This is a genomic window from Psychrobacter immobilis (assembly GCF_904846175.1).
GTDB classification, from domain to species: Bacteria; Pseudomonadota; Gammaproteobacteria; order Pseudomonadales; family Moraxellaceae; genus Psychrobacter; species Psychrobacter immobilis_E.
The window spans coordinates 73,323-96,472 of the sequence record NZ_CAJGZM010000005.1 but is presented as its reverse complement, the minus strand read 5'-3'; the positions used below and the strand labels follow the sequence as shown (position 1 = coordinate 96,472).

Below are 23,150 nucleotides of genomic sequence, written 5' to 3'. Positions count from 1 at the left end.
TGTTAAAACCCCAATGGGTTCATGCTGATTTAACGATCTGTCAGGCAGTATATGCAAGTAACGCTATGATGTATAATGATATAAACCATACTTAGTATTAGCTGAGGTAATAATGGATTTGCCCCCATTGCGTGCCATACAATGCTTCGAATCCGTTGCACGACTTAACAGCTTTTCAAAAGCAGCAGAAAGCCTCAATGTGACACAAAGTGCCGTGAGTCACCAAATACGCATCCTTGAAGAGTATCTTGGGGAAGCAATGTTTTACAGGCAAGGCCGGACCTTTTCGTTGACAGAGGTTGGTGAGCGTTATTTCACAGATGTGAGTGGCGCATTGGGTCTACTTTCAGATAGTAGTCAGATTATTAAACATGGAAAACCTGGGCATATACGCTTAGCTCTGTACAGTTCAGTCGCAGTGAATTGGTTGATTCCTCGACTAGAAGACTTCTATAGACAGTATCCAGAAATAGAACTTACTTTAGATATGGTTAATCATCCCTCTGATTATAATGAGCAAAGGGCCGATTGTTATATCACCGTCGATCCTCCTCCACATGCTTTCATCAGTAAGTTTTTATTTACTGAAACTTTATATCCTGTTTGTGGTCAAAAGCTTTGGGAGAAAATAAGAGATAAACCCCTTCCTGACGCATTGTGGCGGCATCCAATATTGTCTGTGAGATATGCAGATACAAGCGTGAATACAGCAGAGGATTGGCTGCGGTGGTGTAAGGCAGGCGGATTTGAATTGCCAAGCGATATAAAGATAAATCATTTTAGTCATGTGCTACTAGCGATAGAAGCCGCAAGGTACAATCTGGGCATTACTCTTACCAATAATTATATGATGCAGGATGACGCCTATAAACAAAATATCGTTAAAATCCCAATGCATGAACTACTAACAGGGGATAAATTTTACTTCGTTTACAAGGAATTAAAGAAAAATAAGGATGATATTATTAAACTATGTAAATGGTTAGAATCTCAGTGTGAGTAAAGAAATCCTCTATCTTATTTGTTGTTACAAGAAAAATAATGATTTGTTAAGGGGTTTAAAATGATGATTTAGAAAATCCCGATTCAATAACTCATAAACACTCGTATCCTCAAAAAATAGTCATTCATTTTATCTGATATTCAAATAATATAAGTTAATAGGTTGAAGTTTAAAAGAAATAAAGCTCATTACATTTAGTTAAAGTCGAATTAACTTTAGAATAAAAACGGAAATTTATACGTTTTTTTATTGTTTATCTGTTAGTGATAATGGCTGTTATCATATCTATTCTTAATATAGATTAGGGTCTCTATATATATTTGCTTAAACTTGCCCGAATAACATTACGCCATGTATTAATGAAGGACCTAAGAATACCATAAACAATCCCGCTAAAATCATTGTTAAACTTGCTATAACGCCCTCATCCTCATTGCGCTGACTTGCCCGGGCTGTACCAAAACCGTGTGATGCATTACCAAATGCGATTCCATTTGCAAGATGGGAGCGAATACGAAAAAAAGTCAAGATCATATCCCCTAAAATCATTCCCACCATCCCTGTAATCAAAGTAAACAATGAGACTAAAGAGGAAGATCCGTGAATTTTTTCAGATAAGTCTAACGCAAATGGTGTCGATATTGAACGGGCCATCAAGCTATAGGTCAAGGTCTTATCAAAATGAAACAAACCAGCGAATATATATATGCTTAAGACCCCCACCACCATCCCGACAGTTATGGAAGCGGTCAAAGCCAAAGCATGTTGACGTATTAAACGACGATACTCATAAATAGGTATAGCAAACGCAACCGTTGCGGGGGCAAGTAGCTGCACAATCCAAGCTGTATCCTTCCAATAAGTATCATAAGAGATATTAAAAATAATCATTAATGAAAGCGTTACTACTGGAACCGTGATAGCAGGGTTTAGCCAAGATTTTCGATAGCGCACATAGACTACTCTAGCCATATAATAGGCAGCTAATGTCCAAATGAGACAAAGGATTGACCAAGTATTCATCGCAAATCCTCACGCATTATTATCATTTTTTAGGTTTAATTGGGCTTTATGAATCTGATGACGATACAATCTACGTTGCAAACGGCGCCCCATGATAAAGGTTAATGCTGAGCTTAACATCACCATCGCGGTACTCAAGATAATTGTCAGCATTAATTGCCATCCTTTACTGACAAACAGCGCCTTATATTGAAGTATTGACATCATAAGCGGGATAAACATTAATACTAATTCACCCAAAACAAATTTTGCACCCAGTCTGACCCAGTTAACCTTAATAGCACCACTCATTAATAATATCAGCATTAAAAACATTCCTAAGACGCCTGAGGATACGGGTAAATGCAATAATTCAACCAATATCTCAGCACAATACCAGACAGCTGCGATAATAGCGCATTGCATAAGGACATGAAGCCATGATTGGCGATAGAACTTTTGAAGTGTAAGTTTTTTTTTATCTACAAAAGATAGGGATAAGCGAATATTAGGATTACGCATAATAATTGTTGTTTGTTGATTAGAGACTACTTATTATAAAAATACCATAGTCATAAATTATGAATTATATTTTTATTTTTATTCCCAATTTCTATAATAAATTTCATTATCCTTCCTAACCATGGTTTATTATTCATGATAACTTTGAAACAATTACGCTGCTTTGTGACAGTTGTAAAAACAGGTGGGTTTCTTCAAGCCAGTATTCAACTCAATTTAACCCAACCCACCGTTACCAAATCTATCAGTAATCTTGAAGAATATTTAGGCGTAGCTCTGTTTGATAAGCCTTTGACTCATAGAAAAAAGCGGCTAGTTAATTTAACGGAAATTGGCGAACACCTCTATATTCAAGCAGTTGATATCTTACAAAAGGCAGATAATCTTGAACAAACAGTAGTAGATTATCAGCAATTAATAGGTGGTAAATTGCGTTTGGGTATTTCACCGTTAGGCAGTGAAATACTAAGCAAAGCTATTTTTAACTTTTACCAAATGCATCCTAGTATAGAAACTTCACTTATCGAAGATGGTGCTGAGTCACTTAAGCAGGCCCTTCTAGAGGGGCAACTTGATGTGGCAACATTGATGAAGCCGATTGACGATGATTTTGACTACTTGTCGATATGTTGCTATCCAGTGGTGGTCGTAGCAAATAAAAACCGTATGGGTAAGCAAAAAACCAAGGTAACACTTAAGTCACTATCAAATGCCCCCCTAATTTTATTTACCTCCAATTCATCATTTACTCCGATGATTATAGAAAACTGTCAATCACTAGGTTTTGAACCTAATATTATTTGCCAAACCAATCAGTGGCACTTGCTTCTTGACATGGTAAAACAGGATATGGGCGTGACTCTTTTGCCTCAATATTATACTCAAAAGTTGGATTTAACAGGATTAGTCTGCTTGCCACTAACCCAACCTCAGTTAAAATGGGAGCTTGTCATGGCTTGGCGCCGTCATCGCTTGCTTACACCAAGTATGCAAGCTTGGCTTGATAACATAAGAAAAAATATATAACTAGGCCTTGATAATGCTTTGGCTGTAACAGGGCATAGGTTATACAAAACAGAGGTGATTGAATATTTGAAAGCAGATTTGCAAGGTTTAGCGAATGTACAACTTGCGACATTGAATTGGGTAGATCGGTTCAATAAAAAGCGTATACACAGTGCATTGGGCTATGTATCGCCTTTTGAGTTTGAGAGCCTTTCCTAAAAAGTGTGTAACTGCTTATAATCCACTAACAGGAGAATAAGCAATGACTACTCAATCTGACATTAAAAAACTGGCCGAGCAAATGGCTGGTAGCATGAACAGCTTCGATGACATCAAAGACTTTCAGAAGCAGCTCATGCAGTCGTTTATCGATACTGCCTTAGAGGCTGAGATGGAAGACCATCTCGGCTACCCCAAGCATGAGAAAGCAGACAAGCCTAACAAGCGCAATGGGCACACTAAAAAGACCGTCCGCAGTGACACAGGCGAGCTTGAGATATCCACCCCAAGAGACCGTGATGGTGACTTTGAACCTGCGTTAGTGCGTAAGCATCAAACCCGTATTAGTGGCCTTGATGATAAAATCATATTTCACTACAGGCATAGCCTTACGTCTTGCGCTTCGGGCAAGTGTCTCCCAGACACTTGCTGATCCTCGCTCATACGCCAAGGGTCAAACCACTACCGAGATTGTAGAGAGCATCAAAGAGCTCTATGACGTCGACATCTCAAGCTCTCTTGTCTCAAGAGTCACCGATAACATATTAGAGGACATCACCGTTTGGCAGAACCGGCCGCTGAGCAGTGTTTATCCTATCGTCTATTTGGACTGCATCGTCGTTAAGGTACGCCAAGACAAGCAGATCATCAACAAGGCGATCTATCTGGCGCTAGGCGTGGGACTTGATGGTAAAAAAGAGCTGCTTGGCATGTGGCTATCAGAGAATGAAGGCGCTAAGTTCTGGCTAGGTGTTCTCACTGAATTACAAAACCGCGGGGTACAAGATATCCTCATTGCTTGTGTTGACGGTCTAAAGGGCTTCCCTGATGCCATCAATACCGTTTATCCCAAAGCCAAGGTTCAGCTGTGTATCGTACACATGGTACGCTATTCAATGAAGTTTGTGCCGTGGACGGATAAAAAGGCAATAGCGGCTGATTTAAAAGCCATCTACGGCGCTGATACGCTTGAGATAGCAGAGGCCAATCTCGAGCACTTTGATGAGACTTGGGGCACAGAGTACCCGCACGTGGTCAAGTCTTGGCGTAATAACTGGGAGGGCTTAACGGTGTTCTTTGAGTATCCGAAAGACATCAGAAAAGTGATTTATACTACTAATGCGATAGAATCGCTAAACAGCGTCATTCGGACAGCGGTGAATAAACGTAAGGTGTTCCCGTCTGATCAGGCAGCATTCAAGGTAGTCTACCTAGCAACTCAGCAGGCGTCGTCAAGGTGGTCGATGCCAATCCGTAACTGGACGTCTGCTCTGAATCGTTTTATGATTATGTTTGATGACCGTATCAGTAAGCATTTAATCTAAAGGGCAGTTACACAGAATCTGGGATGGTCTCGATATATTTTAGAAAATACTACCCTTCGTGACCACTAATCCTTATTTAAAATGGACCCTTAGATATTTAGGCTAGTAGCACCAATGGTTTGAGTGGATAAGGTAGTTTTAATGTACTTAGCGAACATTCAACTTTCTAGTTAGGACTCGAATATTTGGCTGTAAGCTAAAGATGTTAATTGTTTAATTTTATGAAATATTACGCAATGTGCTTTGTAATGTACTTACTATGCATTTTCTATTCGTGTTTAGTACGCCACATAGGCATCGATACTCGTACTCAGCATTGTTCTCTTGATTAATTTTGATAACCGCATTAGATTAGGAATTGCTATCCTCAATAATTTTTATTACCTAGGATAGCTTCATCTATTTTCTCGTTATTCTTTAAACTGCCAATAGTAAATATCAACAGTATTTATTGCTACATCATCAATATGCATCTTTAAAAATTAATACGATATCTTCTTTTGTTCCCTTGCGTGGATTACTAAAGGCATTACCATCTTTTAATGCATTATCTGCCATGAGTTCAAAGTCTTGCTCTTTGACTCCTAATTCGCTGAGATGGCCAGGGATGGCGACATCGGCAGAAAGTCTAAACAAGGCATTAATGGCTTTTTCAGCCGCTTCTATCGCTGAACAATCTACTGTATTTTCTCCGAGAAATTCTGCGATATCAGCAAATTTTTGTACATTGGCGATCAAATTATAACGGCATACATGCGGTAATAATATTGCTGACCTATGCTGTCAATCCCGCAGACATTAACTTAAGAAGTTTTATTTACTCAGCCTGATGATAATGATCAAACTACATTTGTCTTGGCATTTTATAGACCAAACCTTTTTGAATCTTAATCTAGCTGTGTTCAAGCTCAATATATTTAGTAATATTGATAATGGCATGAAATTCTTTTATAGCCTTGCTATACGCTAAATCATTCTTCAACGTACCTAAAAGCTCTCTATAGGGATATTATCGAAACAGTTGTACCGCTTGAACATCGAACCTTTAAATTAATGCTTGGCAAACCAAATCTACTGCCGTGCGCTTACTACTACATATAATAATTACACAATAAAACAAAAAGATAATATAACTTAACATTTGATAATTGAACAGTTGGTTAATATAAGGATTAAGAAGCTTAACATAAATAAGGGAAGCCTGTGAAACGTGCAGAGCAAGAGCGCTCATTACAAACTAAAAATAAGATATTATTAGCAGCCCTTACCGAGTTTGCTTCAACAGGTTTTGATGGTGTTTCAACGCGCGCCATTGCTAAAAAAGCAGAGGTGAACCATACCTTGATTAGCCATCATTTTGGTTCCAAAGAAGCGTTGTGGAAAGCCACGGCAAAATTATGTTTTGAGATTTACAGTGAACACAATTTTGAGAAGCGCAGAAACATGCAAGATGCTGAAGCTCGTACTTTAGTGAAAGTGCTGTTAAAAGATTTTATAAAGTTTTGTGCCAACTACCCCGATATTCATCATTTTTTGATACAGGCTAATCAAGGAGATTCGGAAAGACTTGACTGGTTTGTCGAAAACTATTTACGCACTATTTATGATGAAGAGCTGGATATTATTCGAAGAGCACAAAAACTAGGATTGGCTCCTCAAGGAGACAGTATGCATATTCGCTACTTATTGCTGGGGGCAGCCACATCTATTTATACCTTTGCCCCTCAATTTGCAAGATTATCTGGGAAAGACCCTTTTTCCGATGAGTTTATTGAACAGCATGTAGACTATGTTTTAACGCTCTTCACGACCTGCGCCAAAAAGCTATGAGATAGATCACAACGATCTACCTCATAGCTTTTTTGCATTAAAGATACCCAATGTTATATCAAGCCGTTATTTTGCAACATACATAGATATCGAGATAAAAATGAGTTCAATCACTAGAAATATCTTCGGCACCATCAATAAAACCATTAATCATTGGTATATTTTACTTGTTGTGGGCATTATTTTTATTGCCACCGGGATATATACCTTTGTTTCACCGCTTGAGTCTTATGCTGCACTCGCTATTTTGTTCAGCATATCTTTCATTATTTCAGGCGTCTCTGAAATTGCATTTTCTTTATTAAATAAAAAGGTACTTAATAACTGGGGTTGGTTTTTAGTCCTTGGGATTTTAACGTTCATTGTTGGTGTTCTTTTGGTGGTTAACCCGGCAATATCGCAAGCCACTCTGCTTTTTTATGTGGGTTTTTTAGTATTGTTTCGTTCCATTAGTGCTGTCAGCCATTCATTCGAGTTAAAAGAATATGGCTTTTCTGACTGGGGGTATTTAGCAGCAATAGGGGTTATCGGTATTGTTTTCTCCTTTATCTTATTAGCTAACCCTGTACTTGGTGGCATGACAGTTGTTATATGGACTGGTTTAGCCCTGATCACCAGTGGTTGTTATAGTGCATACCTTGCTTTTAAATTAAAAAAACTAAAAGACTTACCAAATAAGATTTCTAATGAACTAAGAAGTAGATTCAATTTAGTCTCTCAAGAAGTTAATAACGTCTTAAACAGTAAACAATAACTATATTCTTATTTGGTCACTAACCTATAAATATTTAAATTAATAGCAGCTTCATTTTAAAACAACACTGAGTCCTAAGACTCTTTAACCCACTAAGGGGATAATAATGAAAAAGACTAATGAAAAACAAAAAACCATCAACAGCTTTCCACATCAACCAGATGCTAATAAAGCCTATCCACACCATTACCCACAAAACACCTTGCCGTTCGCTGACAAAATAGGCAACTATCAACGCAATATCGGTAGACCAACCGACGCTTATAAGGACAGTAAAGTCTATATCATCGGTAGTGGTATCGCGGGCTTATCCAGTGCTTACTACTTCATTCGTGATGGTAAAGTACCGGCAGAAAATATCACCTTTTTAGAGCAACTAGAGGTGTCAGGCGGCTCCATGGATGGCTCAGGTAATGCTAAGAATGGCTACATCATACGTGGTGGCCGTGAGATGGAATTTACCTACGAGAACTTTTGGGATGTCTTCCAAGATATTCCTGCAGTAGAGATGCCAGAGCCATACAGCGTACTAGATGAATATAGACTGATTAACGATGATGATCCTAACTATTCAATCGCTCGTTTGGTACATCAGCAAGGTAAAATCAAAGAAACGAATGGTGTTACTCTAAAAAAATCTGACCAATTAGCATTGATACGTCTACTACTAAAACGCAAAGAAGAATTAGATGATGTGCGAGTCAATGATTACTTTAGCGACAGCTTCTTTGAAAGTAACTTCTGGATACTTTGGAGCACCATGTTTGCCTTTGAAAAATGGCACAGCTTGCTTGAGTTAAAACTATATATGCACCGCTTTTTGCATGACTTAGATGGTCTGCATAATATGTCGATGCTAGTATTTCCAAAATACAATCAATATGATGGGTTTATCGTACCGCTACGTAACTATCTCATCGAAAAAGGGGTTAAATTCCAATACGATACTTCGGTGACGGATTTAGATATTGAGTTTAATCAAGCTGATGACCATGAATCTGTTAAGGGTTCAGCTAATGAGCCAACCAAAACGGTCAAAGCCATCATTGCAGAAGTAGGTGGTAAGCCTACCCGCATTACTGTTGCAGAGAATGATTATGTAGTAGCAACCACAGGCACAATGACTGACGACACACGATATGGTGATAACGATTCTGCGCCAAACCTAGATGCTATGTTAGACAATCAAGGGCAATCAAAAGGTTGGACGCTTTGGAACAATCTTGCTCATAAGTCCAGCGTCTTTGGTCATCCTGGAAAATTCAATGGTAATGTGAATGAGTCTGCATGGATGTCAGCCACACTGACTTGTAAGCCTTCTGCATTGGTAGATAAGGTTAAAGAGCTGTCTGTTAATGATCCATACTCAGGTAAAACAGCGACAGGTGGTATCGTCACCTTTACCGATTCTAACTGGGTAATGAGCTTTACTTGTAACCGTCAGCCGCATTTCCCTGATCAACCAAAGGACACCTTAGTACTTTGGGTGTATAGTTTGCTGATGGATAAAGATGGCAATTATATTAAGAAACCAATGCCAGAATGTACAGGTAATGAGATTTTAGCAGAGCTCTGCCACCACCTTGGTATTATCAATGAGTTAGACGGCGTGGTTGACAATACCATTGTTAGATCTACTTATATGCCATATATCACCTCACAGTTTATGGTACGTGCGCAGGGCGACCGCCCTGAAATTGTACCGCAAGGTTGTACTAATCTAGGCTTAGTAGGACAATTTGTCGAAACTAAAAATGATGTGGTATTCACCGTCGAAAGCTCTGTTCGTACGGCTAGAGTCGCGGTATATAGCCTACTGAATATCAAAAAACAGGTGCCTGATATAGATCCATCGCAATATGACATTCGTCACCTATTACGAGCGGCAAATACGCTAAATGATGGCAAAGGATTTATTGGAGAAGGCTTATTACGTAAGCTATTAAAAGATACCTATTATGAGCATATCTTGCCACCTACCCATCTAGATAGTCAGGAAGAAACGAAGCGTAATGACTCTATTTTCTCAGAGTATTGGGAGTCTATTAAAGGTATTTGGCATAAATAAGCTCCTTTAGACTGCAACGCTTGTGGTGGCTTAAACGCTCAGTCACCATAAGATAGTGAAGGTGGTAGATGAAACTCTAGTAGTGATCTGTAGCTTGTAGCTGGCTATTTTAAAAGCTAAGGCAGTTACAGTTACTATGATGATTTCTCTATCACCTTTTTTTGTGCTTTTGTAATACATGGATCATGTGAGCTACACAAGACAGTCCTGTAGAAACCAAAATGGGAGATCTTAATAAGAAAAATTAATGATAATAACCCCTGCTATTGATTTAGTCGCCATTAAATTCACACCTAATGCTAGGAGTTCGATGTCTGTATAACGCACTGAACATGTTCCAATAATGGTGTTAAATCACTACCTTTTCACCATCTAAAATGGGCAGTATAGAACTCTCCAAACCGACCATTGTTCCTAGAAGAATAATTATGGCAAATACTAGCAGCTCGATGTCTACTATATAGCGCACCGATCACAGATAGAATATATAGGGCAAGTACACAACGAAGTACACTCAGACTATTTTAGCGAGTTGAAACGTTGCTACCATTAGCCCACAACCAAAGCTTCGAATCCTCACTAGGGAACCGAACCAGTGAAAGCACTTGACTGGTTCGTTAGGGTATACTGCGTTTATTATAGATGTGTTTGTCCGTAGTATTGTTGGCTGGAAGGTGTCTAATCGTATGAACATCGATATGGTGATGGCAGCGTTAAATCAAGCCATTGCAGACAGAAACAACCCAAAAGACGTTATTCATCGTAGTGATAGAGGCGTTCAGTATTTATCTATTCGTTATACTGATCAGATGGCTGATTCTGGCGTTATTACCTTTGTTGGAACGCGGGTAATTCATGTGATAATGCATAGTACGATTGGTTATGTATCACCTTTTGAGTTTGAAAAGCAATATTATGATCGTCTTAATGAGTCAGGCAAAGTTGCCTGACTCAAATAAAACGCTCTCCGATATAGTCGGGGCGGTTCAGATAGCCAACTGGTTTAATATTATTCCGGTATATATGGGGTTAAAAAACGCACTAAGGCAGTGATTATTAAGAGTATTAGAAGAAGGTGTTGATATTTTATAAATCGTTCTGGGATAAATAAACACAGCACGGATACTATAAAAATTCCTATAATTTCAATCAAATTAGATAGACTTTGAGAGCCAAATCCTAGCCCAGTTAATACGACCCACAAAAATGATGGTAAGAATACTAGGCTAAATTTTTTCAATGGTTTATTCATAGGTTAGGCTTATCTTCTATGTGGGCGCAATTTCTATTGCACCGGCAACGGCACAACCCTGATATACTTCGCCTGCGTAAGTTAATATTGCAGTAAGTTCATTTTGATAGCCATTGTCATCGATACAAAGGTTATTTTTTATATTCACAACAATAGGCTGTCCATTGATAGTACTCGCGTATTCGACACCTTCAGTATTGACAGAACCAGAACCCACCACGATAACTGTTGCTGTCGTTGGCTTTAAGAAATTCGCCTCTATACTTAGCTCATTTCCTTCAATCACTATTCGCCAAATTTTTTCTTTAGCGGTGTTTCCAAAAGCAGTAAATGCCGCTGACGCTACCGGCACTTCTATTGTAGGCTGCTTACTCAGATCCGTGGTGTCGGCACGATGGTTATTACAAGCCACTAGAGCTAAGCTGCCCGTTAAGCATATTGTCGTTAGAAGCAAAGAACGCATAATTTTTCCTTTAAATATAATAAGAGAACACCACTATTTAGCAGTGTTCTCTTTGTTTACGTGATGAAATTCAGGTTTTTACTACCATAAGTAGGTTTACGGTAGAACTAGAAGTTAGGGTCGTTACAGGTGGCCTTATTCAGTAACTTACCAACGTACTCTCTATATTAGTAATACTAATATAACATATCTATAAAGGTTGACAGTGTGGAGTAAGATAAAATCGTTTTTTTACTGTTTGAGTGTTTAAAATATGAAAAACTTAACTGCTGCTATTCTAATTGCGCTTCCTGTTCTAATGGTAAGTCCTACAGTAATGGCCGCATCTTCAGATGCAGTGGCTAAAACTGTTGATGTTCAATTTAAAAAAGGCGCTAGTTCAGCTAACTATTATGGGAAATTAAAGGGTAGTAAGTACGATTCCTATACATTTTATGCCAAAAAGAACCAAAAGCTTTCTGTTAAAACAACGGGAGGGAATGTAGATTCTTATTTATTTAATAAGAATCTATTAGATTCTGTCAATGTAGGAGAATATTCCTCTGAACTAGATAACCAAGGTTATTACAAGCTTCCATATTCAGGTAAATATGAATTGCGTATTCTTCAGCCACGTTCTCAAGCTTCTAAAGGAAAAACACCTGCGTATTGGCTAGAAGTATCTATTTTATAGTTATATAAGCTTAATAATGGAGAGCATCCTATATTCTGTGTAACAGCTATGTGGCTTTCATCAATAATTACACAAAATGTAGGATGCTCTCAGCATCTATCATCTCACCCATCTTATATTTTTGACCTAAGAGTTTTAACTCTTTATTTTTAATATCAAAGTTTACATGATCTTCAGGAAAAACCGGTGTCATCCAATACGTTCCATCAAACGCTAGTAGACAACCGTTATCAAATTTAAATTCTACTACAATAGCCGTTGGAGTAATGATAAGAGGTTCTGCTAGAGTGCTTTTAGGCAAGGAATACGTGAAGAAAGGCTTACTATTTTTTTTCGCAAGAGCCTGTTCATTAATATTAGCATCTACCGTCTGACAACCATTTAATAGCAAAATTGCAGACAAAGTTATTACCGATCTTTTGATAGTTAATGCACCATGAAAAGCATCCATATTACGTAACCTTTGTTATTATTCTGGAGAAACTAGAGATTTTTCACAACCAGTATTGCCCGTAGTACACGAGCTAACAATGCATCAAGTATCTGACCATGTATCAGGAATTATCTAGAGTATTAAGGCTAGCGGTCTATTATAAGTGGTTCCATTATAGCAGTCTGTTTTAAGTAGTCTGTTAATAGGTTTTTGGGGTGAAATAGCTAGTTCCCTTGGGGTATACCCTACGATAACAGGAAATCCATCGCGGATGACAAAACCTATTTAGTTTTTAAACGATATGGATTGGTCGATAGCGTGTAAGATAAGTTGGAAAAACGAGTAGAGTATTGAATCATCCATACTGGGCTTAAAATGAATTTTTTTTGTGAGTAATTTCTGCTCGATGTTATTCATTTGTCGCCATCTGAGTCATGGCGACTTCTGATTCAATCAGAGAAAGCAATTTTGAGCAATAAGGCATGCTTGCAGCAGGGTTTGTTCTAGGCTTCTTTACTTACGCTTTTTTGTAGATTCTTTTTTAGTAAATGATCAAATATGAACGGGCCAAATGGTAAGAGTGATCCGAGTACGCCCGCAGGTATTGCCCAACGAGGAATTTTTACTTTGATAGCTGTGCCTACAAGTACTACGATATAGACAATGAATAGTACACCGTGCGCCATACCGATATATTTTACACCTTCTGGAATGTCCATCATATATTTTAGTGGCATGGCGATGAAGAGCAATAATAAGAAAGAGGTGCCTTCTAGGTAGCCTATAAGGGTAAGACTTTTTAACGCGGTCTCTTGTTTTTTTCTAAGGCTGTGAATTTTTTCAATAGTTGGCTGAGCCTGTGACACTATATTTTCCTTTTGTTATTATCAATAAAGAATTTATGGATTATTCAATGTCTCTATAATAATGGCTCTACGCAGAGCTTTTAAGTATTGGGTTTTAAGACCTAAAATGAGTGAGTACCTATACCAGTCATACATTACCTTCCAGTTCACATTTTATAAACATACTCAAGTATAAAAAGTATTTTTCCGTATAGAGTGACTACGACGCTAGTTCATTTTGTTTGTGATAATCGGCATCAATGTGCTTATTTATTACGCTTACTTTCTAAAAATATCATGTCAATTATAATCAATGCGACACCGACACAGACACCTATATCTGCAACATTGAAAATAGGATAATTCCAGACATCAGCATAATGCACATGGATAAAGTCAACCACTTTGCCAATTCTTAAACGATCGATTAAGTTGCCAATCGCACCGCCAAGCACTAAGGCCAACCCCATAGACAATAGCTTGGCTGTACGTGGCGCTTTGATTAAATAAATCGTTAAAAAGATAGCCATTACAAAAGCTAAGCCTGAGAAAAACCATTTCTGCCAACCGCCAGCGTCGGCTAAAAAGCTAAATGCTGCCCCATAGTTATAAGCGAGTGTCCAGTTGAGAAATGGTTCAATGACCGGTACGGGGTCATTGAACGCTAATTTGGTTTGGGCCAACCACTTAGTCCATTGATCAAGTATTAATACCATTATCGCCAACAAATACCAGATAAAAGCGCGACTGCCATTGGCAACCATTTTTGGCATTTTATCCAACTTACCTTTAGGTGTTATCGAGTTGCCTGAAGTCACGTACATAGCTTTAGGCGTATGATTCATGGTTTTAGAGTCAATCGATTGATGAGTACTACTCACAGCTATAGGTACTTTATTGTCAGCAATATTAGTACTAGCCGATTCAACGCTATTCAATTTAGTACTATCTAATCTGTCGGTAGATTCAGTCATAGTTGTTTTCTTTATCTGTGTTTATACAATGAACAATGTTAAACGTATATGTTTTTGGTATACGACTATTAATCGCGCCACTTTTATAAACGGCGCCACTTACCGCTCTGGTGTTATGAAACTTACGGTAATAATTTTTTATTAGGGAATCTGTTGATTGATTTCAACATTAACCTGAGTCTGTTCAGCGCTAATCACTATAGGATTACCCGATAAGTCGCCTGACTCTGCTATGGCATTACCGCTATGACTAATACGAGCAACGACTGCTAACTGAGTTTTGTCACTACGAGCTGAATTTAACGTGCGATCTGGCATCATCGCATCAAGATTGCTTAAGCGGATACTGGCCTCACCTTGCTTGATAATACTAATGGGTAAACGTTTGGCGGCAAACGGTGGACCTCCTTTAACTTCACGTATCGCAACAAACAACACATCATCAGCTTTCACTAACGGTAATAAATTAGCGTTAATTTTCACTGTCACGTCAATACCTTCTAGCGCTTGCTTTTCTTGCGTGCTAACGTAGTTGCTTAACTCATCTAAGCTTGCTAAAGCTTTAGTATGATCACCTGGTTTGGCCACAATGCTGCCTTGTAAGCGTTTAATCCAACCTTGCGCTTGGGCAAAGTTACTACTACGAGTCTCACCCATTGCCATGAGCATTTGAGCCCGTTCATGTTGCGGATTTTTAGCTAATATAGCTTGTAATACACGGCGAATATTAGCGTCTAACTGACCTTCATTAACAAAAAAACTAGTCTGAGCATAAGTAGTAGCAATCTCCTCGTTATCAGGTGCTAAACGATAGGCACGCGATAAGGCTTCTAACGCAGAGTCAGTCGCCTCCATAGATAAGAAAAGCTCGGATAGGCGCATCCAGCGATTAGGATCATCAGCATTACGATGAACATTGGTTTGCATGGCGCTAATCAGTTGACGACCATCTTCAAACGCCCATGATGGCGGCTTGTCAATTTTAGCTGTCAATAGGTCGTCAGCCACTTGTCCTACTTTGTCCTCGCTTGTCCACAAATCAAACACGGGCGTACGATTGCCTATTAGTAAATACGCCATTGCAGCCAATATTGGGATCCAAGCTGCGACAATTAAACGGCTTTTGACATCAGGGGTGACCATAGGTGTTATCTGACGCTGCGCATCTAATAGCTGACGCTCAAGCTCCAGCTTTTGATTTTGATAATGGCTATTATTAATAGTACCGCTGTCTTTATCTGTTTGTAGCTCAGCTAAACGTTCGCGAAATACTGCAACATTAATATCTAGCAGTTGATTGTCTATTGGTTTGGACTGCAAACGCGGTGCTCGTAGCCATGGCATAATAGCAATCAGCGCAAATATAAGAGCAATCAGCAAGCTTAGAGTTACAAATAAGCCAAAAGTAGAAAATAGGGTCATTTTTTGTCCTCTAGGCTAGTAATATCGTGGTCGACATTCTCAGCTTGCGATAATAGACGATCAAGCTCAGCCTTTTCCGCAGAGGTCAAGGCAGCAGTACTGTTCACTGTAACGCCGTTTTGGCCACGGGCGACAACTTGGCGACGCTTACTTTGCCAAAACCAGCCGATGATTAAGACGAGCAATAATAGTGGTGGAAAAAACCATAGGATCCATGTCGATGGTCGCATAGGCGGCTTGTAGCTAATAAAGTCACCGTAGCGCTCTTGCATATAGGCGCGTATTTCAGCATCACTACGTCTATCTTTAATTAAATCATAGACTTTTTGCTTTAGATCCTGTGCAATCGGTGCATCAGAGGCTGCAAGGTTTTGATTTTGGCATTTTGGGCAGCGAAACTCTTCTATTAATCCACGATACTGAGCTTCTTGCTGTGGTGAGTCAAAATCGTATACGTCAATAGCTGCGTTTGCCGTCATGTTAAGCAGACACGCTAGTATTAAGCTTGCTAGTTTTAAAACTATATTGGGTTTTAGTTGAGGAGCTCTTATTCGAGTAACGTTCATTTGCACATCTCCTCAACCTGAATGAGATCAGGACTATCGTTGTTCTTATTAGCCTCATTAAGTACGGTCAGGCACGGCTTAACACGCTGTTGCCAATTGGCTTCATTAATCTCACCAACAATATGCTGACGAATGATGCCATCTCCATCCACAACAAAGGTTTCGGGCGCACCAGTTATGCCTAAGTCTAGAGCAAACTGACCCAATGAATCCTGAATAGACATAGAAAATGGATCACCGCCTCGGTTTAAGTAACTGAGCGCATTACCAATCTCATCCTTATAATTCACACCAACGATATCAACGCCGCGCTCTTCTAGTTGCATTAAAAACGGATGCTCAATAACGCAAGTTGGGCACCATGAGCCCCAAACATTAAGTAAAAACGGCTTATCTGGCAAATTATCATTGGTGATAGTACGGGTAGTATCTGCTAATAACGGCAGCTCAAAGGCAGGAACCGGACGCTCAAGAGCGGTATTGGTCACAATATTTGTTGGTTTACCTAAGCGCATATACAATATCACTACTAATCCAAAAAAGAGGATAAGCGGAATTAAGAACCATAGCTTCGTCTGCTTTTTTTTCATTGTCTTTGGGTTACGCTGCTTACTGTTTTGGCTATCTTTTTGCTCAGGAGTATTATTCGACATAGTCATTTATTTCTCCTTTAGTGTCGACATCGTCGATGCTGAGATTGACTGCTCAATAGCTATCTCATTGACTCTATCAGTAGCCAGATTACCAGTAACTAGCAACGGAGCTTTAACTTTTTTGATGCGGTATCGTTTATCAAGCATGCTAATTAATCCACCTAGAGCCATGATAATTGCCCCTAACCAAATCCAGCGAATTAATGGTTTTACATAAATCCTTAATGCCCATTGGTTACTACCATCGGCAATAGGTTCGCCCAGTGCGACATAAACATCGCGCATTAGGCTAGCATCAATGGCCGCCTCAGTGGTCGGCATAGTGCTAATGATATAAGTACGCTTTTCTGGAGTCAGTTTCGCCACTTCACGACCGTTTTTGGATACCACGACTTGCGCCTGCGTTGCATCAAAGTTACTACCCTTTATTTCAAAAAATTCAGTTACTTCAAAATCGTAACCTTGAACATTGACTGTATCGCCAATACCCATTGCTACGTCTCGCTCAATACTCAAACTACTAGTAAAGGCTATGCCAATGACAGCAACCAGTACGCCAATATGAGCAGTCTGTTGACCCCAATAGCTCAGACGCAACTGCCGCAAACCGTTAAAAAGATTAGGCGCATTCTTAGTTTTATCTTTAAAATCAACTGCCATCCATAGCAGTACCCAAAAGCTAACGGCTAAAGTCACACCAATATTAAGCATAGACGATGGATTAACAAAGTAAGTAATAACGGCGGCTAATACTAAGCTACTAACGGCGATGACCATGCCTATACCCAGTAGTGGACGGGTGTCTTTTTTCCAGCGAATATTTGAGCCCATACCCATAGCTATTAATAACAGCCACGTTAAAGGTACAAATAATGCATTAAAATAAGGAGGGCCAACGGACACTTGTCCTAAACCAAAGGCATCAGCGATAATAGGATAGAGGGTGCCGAGCAGCACCACTAAGGTTGCAATCAAAATGATGGCGTTGTTGATCACTAAAAAGGACTCACGTGAAATCAGCTGATATTGGCTTTCAACGGTTAAACGCCAACCGCGAACGGCAAACATTAATAGACCACTACCGATGATAATGCCAAGAATAGCTAAGATGACCAAACCACGCGTCGGATCAGCGGCAAACGAATGCACTGAGGTAAGGACTCCAGAGCGTACCAGGAACGTGCCAAGCAAGCTTAAGGCAAAGGCGAAAATAGCCAGCATGATGGTCCATGCTTTAAACACCCCGCGCTTTTCAGTGACTGCTAATGAATGCAGCAATGCTAAGCCGACAAGCCAAGGCATAAACGAGGCGTTCTCTACCGGATCCCAAAACCACCAACCGCCCCAGCCAAGCTCGTAGTAGGCCCACCACGAGCCCAGTGCAATACCAATGGTCAAAAATCCCCAAGCCGCGAGCGCCCATGGACGTGACCAGCGTGTCCAAGCAGCATCTAAACGCCCTTCCCACAATGCCGCCATACAAAATGCAAAAGGCACTACCATACCCACATAGCCCATATATAACATGGGCGGATGAATAATCAGACCGAAATCTTGTAGGACAGGATTTAAATCAGCGCCATCGACCGCTAGATTGGGTAAGGTACGTTCAAATGGTGACGAGGTAAATATCAGCATTGTTAGCATCATTAACTGTACACCGGCCAAAATAACTAATACCCGCGCACGCATTGATAACGGCAAGCCGCGACTAAAGTATGATACCAGTGCACACCATGTGGCCATGATGGTCATCCATAGCAGCAAAGAGCCCTCGTGTCCGCCCCATGTCGCCGATAATTTATAGTACCAAGGCAACAGCGTATTGGAATGCTGCGCGACGTAACTGAGGCTAAAATCATTATAATAAAAACCTGCTATCAAAGCGCCAAATGACGTTATCATGGCGGCAAACTGTGCCCAAGCTAAGCTAGGGGCTAGTCGTTGCCAAGCAACTTGGTTACGAATAACACCAATAGTTGGCAGAATTACCTGCAATAACGCCAATACAAAAGCGGTAAGCAAGGCAAAATAGCCCAATTCTGTAATCAACATACGGTCTAACCTTATTTACTCTAATGCGGTTGCAGTTTACTGTGGCGGTGGAATTTTTATTATTAGAACCCACCCCCGAAATCTGCTGCTATCTCTAGTTTTTAATTGATTTCGAAGGGTTTTATTTAACTACTTTAGGCGCAGTTACCAATGGAGGCGCGCCTTTAAAGCGCAGTAAACGTAACGCATTGAGAGTAACGAGCACTGTTGCTCCAGCATCAGCTAGAACCGCAATCCATAGTCCAGTAATGCCGAATACGGTCGTGATCAAAAAGACGCCTTTGAGACCCAAGGCGAAAATGACGTTCTGATGAATATTGGTCATAGTGGCGCGCGACAGTGCGATGAGATGAGCCATGTCCGTAACACGACTTTTCAATAATGCAATGTCGGCCGTCTCAATGGCCACATCAGTACCGCCACCCATTGCGATGCCAACATCAGCGGTTGCTAGCGCTGGCGCATCGTTAATACCATCACCCACCATCGCTATTTTGCTGTTATTCTTCATCTCGTTAAGCAAGCGCAGTTTGTCCTCAGGCAACAGCTCAGCTTCCCATTCCACATCTAAATTACTGGCAAGTGCTTGAGCGGTTAAGCGGTTGTCGCCTGTGAGCATAACAGAGCGCACACCCATCGCTTTAAGCTGAGCCACACCTTCATGAGCGTCGTCTCGTAACTCATCTCTTAGTGCGACCAATCCAAGCACTTCTCGACTTTGCTCATCAAACAGCACTGAGACGGTCTTACCCTCATTTTGCAGCGCCTCGATTTGTGCCTGTTGCTCGGCTGAAATTGATGCCTCATCTGCGGCATAAACAGGCGAACCGATAGCTAGCGCGCGCCCAGCGATAGTTGCGTGTACCGCTTTACCCGCAGTAGCAGAAGCTTTAGAAGCCACAGGTATGACAATTTTGGCGGCTTCAGCATGACTGACAATGGCTTCAGCAAGCGGGTGACTAGAACCTGTCTCCACACTGGCAAAGAGCGCCAATACCTCATCTTGACCTTGAGAACCCTGATCCTGAGAATCCTGACTTTGAAGACCCTGATCCTGAGAACTTAGGTACTCTTGAGTGAAAGCAACAATGTCAGTAACGCGTGGCTTACCCTCAGTTAAAGTGCCTGTCTTGTCAAAAGCGACTGTCTTTACTTTGCCGATGGTTTCTAAAGCACTACCCCCTTTAATCAGCAAGCCGCGGCGCGCACCGACCGCCAGACCAGAAGCAATGGCAGCTGGTGTGGATAGCACAAGGGCACAGGGACAGGCAATTAGCAATAGTGCCAAACCGCGATACAACCAAGTTCCCCAATCTCCGCCCATCGCTAACGGCGGAACGATGATAATTAGGGCGGCAATAGCCATCACAGCCGGTGTATAGTAACGACTGAATTTCTCAATAAAACGGGCAGTGGGTGCTTTGGAGGCTTGGGCTTGCTCTACCAGCTCAATAATTTTTGCAATGGTGTTATCGGCGGCTGTTTTTTCTACGCGCACTTGTAGCACACCATCAATGTTAATTGACCCTGCGAATACATTGTCACCCATCGTCTTGGCAACGGGAACCGATTCCCCCGTCACGGGCGAATCATCAAGGCTAGACGCACCTTGAACAATGGATCCATCAGCAGATACTCTATCGCCAGGGCGCACCAGTACAAGGTCATTCACTTGTAGCGAGGCCGCTGGAACGTCGCGCTGCCCACCTTGAGTATCAAGTAAAATGGCGGTTTTTGGCACCAGCGACGCTAAAGCTCTAATGCCAGCACGAGCGCGATCAGCAGCGATACTCTCAAACAGCTCCCCGATTGAGAACAAGAAGACAACCGCTGCGGCCTCTTCAGCTTCACCAATGATAAGAGCGCCAAGCACGGCGACGGACATCAGCGTTTCAATTGAAAAGAATGAACCTGTTTTAGCCAGTGCTAAGGCTTTGCGCGCAAATGGAAAAACGCCTACAATCACGGCGATGGCAAACACCCATATCCCATAAGCGGGGAACAGTAGTGACAGTGCATAAGCGCTGCCCATCAAAATACCGAGACCAACAACCTGTTTGCCTTTTTGAGTTTGCCACCACCGCTTATCCTGCGGAGCCATCTGATTGTCGCTGTCAATATCAATAGCCGATACAGTTTGTTGACCAGTATTGGCAGAGATGCCGAACCCTAGGCTTTTGATTGTTTTTTCGATATCACTAGCCTGAGTCGGCGCACCAGGGGTCAAGCTTAGCTCTAGCGTTTCTGTAGCAAAATTTAGCTCAACATCAGAAACCCCAGGCATACGTTTCAAAGCTGTTTCAATCTTGCCGATGCAACTGGCGCAGTCCATACCTTCAATATGATATTTCATAATAATTTACCCTTTGAATAATGATATTATGAACCCTCTAGTGGCTTTAGAGTCAAGGTTATTTATCTACAGTTTCGTAATTTTAATTTCTCTAGCGCCAGTCTTTACAGCCACTTTAATCATTTAAATCATAGAGGTTGTTATGACAATCAAAATTGGTGAGCTCGCTAAACGCACAGGTGCCACAGTGGAAACCATTCGCTATTACGAAAAGGAGCACTTATTACCTGAGCCTTCTCGCAGCGCAGGGAATTATCGTTTATATAATGAAGAGCACATTGAGCGTCTACAATTTATCCTACACTGCCGTACGCTTGACATGGCTTTAGACGAAGTAAGAATCTTACTTGAATACTGGGAGGAACCTGATAAAGACTGTGGTGATGTGAACTTATTACTAGATAAGCAAATTTATGCTGTAGAAATACGAATGGAAAAACTGATGCACTTAAAGCAGCACTTGACTGTTTTGCGCCAGAAATGTGCAAGTAGTGCACCAGCCGTATCATGTGGGATATTAAAAGCTCTTGCCGATAATTCTTGTCATGAGTAATGATATCAGTAGTGTCTATTTCTGAATGATCAAATCATGAAAGGTTAAATACGCCCTGATGTTAAGCACAAAAAAACCCAGCAATGATAGTAATACCACTACTGGGTTGGAGGAAACAATAACTATGTTGTGCTGACTTATCAGGTCTTATTTATCATTCATAGCAAGGTAGATATTTCGATCTGATGCGGATGCGTCATCCACGTATTTTGAATCGCGCCATGTGGTATAAGCATAGACACCACTGTATGGACTGATACTGTTCTGACGGAAATCAGAAATCCAATCTTTGCCATCAAAGATTTGAATATGGCCATGTGGACGCTTTGATGAGCGATCATAGACAATAACATCACCTACTTGGGTTGGCATATCATTGCTAATTTTGCTAAAACCTGCTTTATCAAGCGTGCCACGAGTGGCGTACTGATAGGCTGAAGGATTCGGGGTAAACTCATAACCTGCTGATTGTAGTGCTTTACGTACGTAACGGGCACAATATCCAGAGCTACCAGATAGAGCCACTCGTGAAGCACGAGCAGCAGCGATAGCGGGGGCTGAATTGCTATCAGGAACTGTATTGACTTGCTGCTGTTGTTTTTCAGCGTATAAGCGGCTGTTCAGCGATGAAAGCTGATTCTCTTTTTGCTTGGCCTGCGCACTTAGGTTGCTAATTGCTTGACTGATTTCATCATTATTAGAAACATAAGCACCACTGCTAGTGCTATAGATGTTTTTTGATGAACCGTAGTTTGATGCCACAGAAGTATTGGTGATGGTATTATTTGTTTGAGAGATTGTGATAGCAGCACCACTCGTTTGTGCTATGCCCATACCCAGTACTGACAAAATCAATAAAGCCTGTTTCATAAATCTAATACCTACGGTTAATTCAAAATGGTCTGTTATCAACAACAGCGCAGTCAATTAAATTTCAACAACTCAAGTATATATACGTCATAGTGACTGATACTTCTGCTGCATATTATTCATATAAAAAATGATTATTGGCGATCACAGCATCATTGAAGTCTTACGAAGCCGTTGCAAATCAAGCTGCTGACCAAAACACAAAGCCGACTTTAGCATAGGCTGTTTAGCCTGTCATCACCCTTAAAAACCCCAAAAATACTTTTTTGATGTTGAAAAAATTACTAATAATGTACATTTTACAATGTAA

At 40.6% G+C, this 23,150-nt stretch carries 19 protein-coding genes and 4 pseudogenes; 10 read left to right on the top strand and 13 right to left on the bottom strand.

The features are described 5' to 3' along the window. Positions 1–112 precede the first annotated feature (112 nt). Entirely contained in the window at positions 113–1,003 is an 891-nt protein-coding gene (locus JMW39_RS08720; RefSeq protein ID WP_201546004.1) for a LysR substrate-binding domain-containing protein, read from the top strand. Positions 1,004–1,327: 324 nt separating this feature from the next. Here the strand turns inward: JMW39_RS08720 and JMW39_RS08715 are convergent, their stop codons facing one another. Beyond that, positions 1,328–2,026 carry an LrgB family protein gene (locus JMW39_RS08715; RefSeq protein WP_068406601.1) on the bottom strand — a complete coding sequence of 233 codons (699 nt, stop codon included), beginning with the start codon at positions 2,024–2,026 and terminating at the stop codon, positions 1,328–1,330. 9 nt (positions 2,027–2,035) lie between these two features. After that, positions 2,036–2,431: a CidA/LrgA family protein gene (locus tag JMW39_RS08710; RefSeq protein WP_227679471.1), complete on the bottom strand. Its 396-nt coding sequence runs from the start codon at positions 2,429–2,431 to the stop codon at positions 2,036–2,038. A gap of 231 nt (positions 2,432–2,662) precedes the next feature. Between JMW39_RS08710 and JMW39_RS08705 the strand changes: the two genes are divergently transcribed. From JMW39_RS08705 to JMW39_RS08695, 3 genes and pseudogenes are all read left to right on the top strand, one after another. Further along, complete coding sequence (locus JMW39_RS08705) at positions 2,663–3,553, top strand: LysR family transcriptional regulator (RefSeq protein WP_068406606.1); 891 nt, start codon at positions 2,663–2,665, stop codon at positions 3,551–3,553. 9 nt (positions 3,554–3,562) lie between these two features. Next, positions 3,563–3,751 (top strand): annotated as a pseudogene (locus JMW39_RS08700) (integrase core domain-containing protein); the annotation flags it as partial. 43 nt (positions 3,752–3,794) lie between these two features. Then, positions 3,795–5,076: pseudogene (locus tag JMW39_RS08695) on the top strand (IS256 family transposase). A 462-nt stretch (positions 5,077–5,538) separates the two neighbouring features. Here the strand turns inward: JMW39_RS08695 and JMW39_RS08690 are convergent. After that, positions 5,539–5,850 (bottom strand): annotated as a pseudogene (locus tag JMW39_RS08690) (iron-containing alcohol dehydrogenase); the annotation flags it as partial. Positions 5,851–6,279: 429 nt separating this feature from the next. Here JMW39_RS08690 and JMW39_RS08685 point away from each other — a divergent pair. From JMW39_RS08685 to JMW39_RS13410, 4 genes and pseudogenes are all read left to right on the top strand, one after another. Then, positions 6,280–6,906, top strand: a complete 627-nt coding sequence (locus JMW39_RS08685) for a TetR/AcrR family transcriptional regulator (RefSeq protein ID WP_058023641.1) — start codon at positions 6,280–6,282, stop codon at positions 6,904–6,906. Positions 6,907–7,006: 100 nt separating this feature from the next. Further along, on the top strand, positions 7,007–7,660 hold the full coding sequence (locus JMW39_RS08680; protein WP_193031783.1) for an HdeD family acid-resistance protein: 654 nt from the start codon (positions 7,007–7,009) through the stop codon (positions 7,658–7,660). Positions 7,661–7,766: 106 nt separating this feature from the next. Continuing rightward, on the top strand, positions 7,767–9,728 hold the full coding sequence (locus tag JMW39_RS08675) for an oleate hydratase (protein ID WP_201546000.1): 1,962 nt from the start codon (positions 7,767–7,769) through the stop codon (positions 9,726–9,728). A 623-nt stretch (positions 9,729–10,351) separates the two neighbouring features. Beyond that, positions 10,352–10,535: pseudogene (locus JMW39_RS13410) on the top strand (DDE-type integrase/transposase/recombinase); the annotation flags it as partial. Between the two features lie 461 nt (positions 10,536–10,996). On the opposite strand, the gene JMW39_RS08665 reads toward JMW39_RS13410, so the two are convergent. Then, positions 10,997–11,443, bottom strand: a complete 447-nt coding sequence (locus tag JMW39_RS08665; RefSeq protein WP_201545974.1) for a hypothetical protein — start codon at positions 11,441–11,443, stop codon at positions 10,997–10,999. Positions 11,444–11,696: 253 nt separating this feature from the next. Here JMW39_RS08665 and JMW39_RS08660 point away from each other — a divergent pair, with 253 nt between their 5' ends. Beyond that, complete coding sequence (locus tag JMW39_RS08660; RefSeq protein ID WP_201545972.1) at positions 11,697–12,116, top strand: PPC domain-containing protein; 420 nt, start codon at positions 11,697–11,699, stop codon at positions 12,114–12,116. 67 nt (positions 12,117–12,183) lie between these two features. On the opposite strand, the gene JMW39_RS08655 is transcribed toward JMW39_RS08660, so the two are convergent. The 8 genes from JMW39_RS08655 to JMW39_RS08620 all read right to left on the bottom strand — a co-directional run bounded on the left by JMW39_RS08655 (position 12,184) and on the right by JMW39_RS08620 (position 21,417). After that, the gene (locus JMW39_RS08655) at positions 12,184–12,567 is read right to left on the bottom strand and encodes a hypothetical protein (RefSeq protein WP_201545970.1); all 384 of its coding nucleotides are present in this window, start codon (positions 12,565–12,567) and stop codon (positions 12,184–12,186) included. A gap of 485 nt (positions 12,568–13,052) precedes the next feature. Continuing rightward, positions 13,053–13,385 carry a DUF3817 domain-containing protein gene (locus JMW39_RS08650; protein WP_041753506.1) on the bottom strand — a complete coding sequence of 111 codons (333 nt, stop codon included), beginning with the start codon at positions 13,383–13,385 and terminating at the stop codon, positions 13,053–13,055. A gap of 275 nt (positions 13,386–13,660) precedes the next feature. Next, positions 13,661–14,368 (bottom strand): signal peptidase II, encoded by a 708-nt coding sequence (gene lspA, locus JMW39_RS08645; protein WP_045455808.1) that lies wholly within the window; start codon positions 14,366–14,368, stop codon positions 13,661–13,663. Between the two features lie 141 nt (positions 14,369–14,509). Next, positions 14,510–15,790, bottom strand: coding sequence for a c-type cytochrome biogenesis protein CcmI (gene ccmI / locus JMW39_RS08640; protein WP_045455805.1), 1,281 nt, complete (start codon positions 15,788–15,790; stop codon positions 14,510–14,512). Next, a complete protein-coding gene (locus JMW39_RS08635) occupies positions 15,787–16,269 on the bottom strand; it encodes a cytochrome c-type biogenesis protein (protein ID WP_413191406.1) in 483 nt (160 codons plus the stop codon). Before JMW39_RS08635 ends, ccmI begins: the two co-directional genes overlap by 4 nt. A gap of 83 nt (positions 16,270–16,352) precedes the next feature. Further along, positions 16,353–17,015: a DsbE family thiol:disulfide interchange protein gene (locus JMW39_RS08630; protein ID WP_082785775.1), complete on the bottom strand. Its 663-nt coding sequence runs from the start codon at positions 17,013–17,015 to the stop codon at positions 16,353–16,355. Beyond that, positions 17,016–19,064, bottom strand: coding sequence for a heme lyase CcmF/NrfE family subunit (locus JMW39_RS08625; protein ID WP_068330380.1), 2,049 nt, complete (start codon positions 19,062–19,064; stop codon positions 17,016–17,018). Positions 19,065–19,185: 121 nt separating this feature from the next. Then, entirely contained in the window at positions 19,186–21,417 is a 2,232-nt protein-coding gene (locus JMW39_RS08620; RefSeq protein WP_201545968.1) for a heavy metal translocating P-type ATPase, read from the bottom strand. A 142-nt stretch (positions 21,418–21,559) separates the two neighbouring features. Between JMW39_RS08620 and cadR the strand changes: the two genes are divergently transcribed. Next, positions 21,560–21,970, top strand: a complete 411-nt coding sequence (gene cadR, locus JMW39_RS08615) for a Cd(II)/Pb(II)-responsive transcriptional regulator (RefSeq protein ID WP_045455795.1) — start codon at positions 21,560–21,562, stop codon at positions 21,968–21,970. A gap of 147 nt (positions 21,971–22,117) precedes the next feature. Here cadR and JMW39_RS08610 read toward each other — a convergent pair whose 3' ends face one another. Continuing rightward, positions 22,118–22,840 carry a CHAP domain-containing protein gene (locus JMW39_RS08610; protein WP_045455791.1) on the bottom strand — a complete coding sequence of 241 codons (723 nt, stop codon included), beginning with the start codon at positions 22,838–22,840 and terminating at the stop codon, positions 22,118–22,120. Positions 22,841–23,150 lie beyond the last annotated feature (310 nt).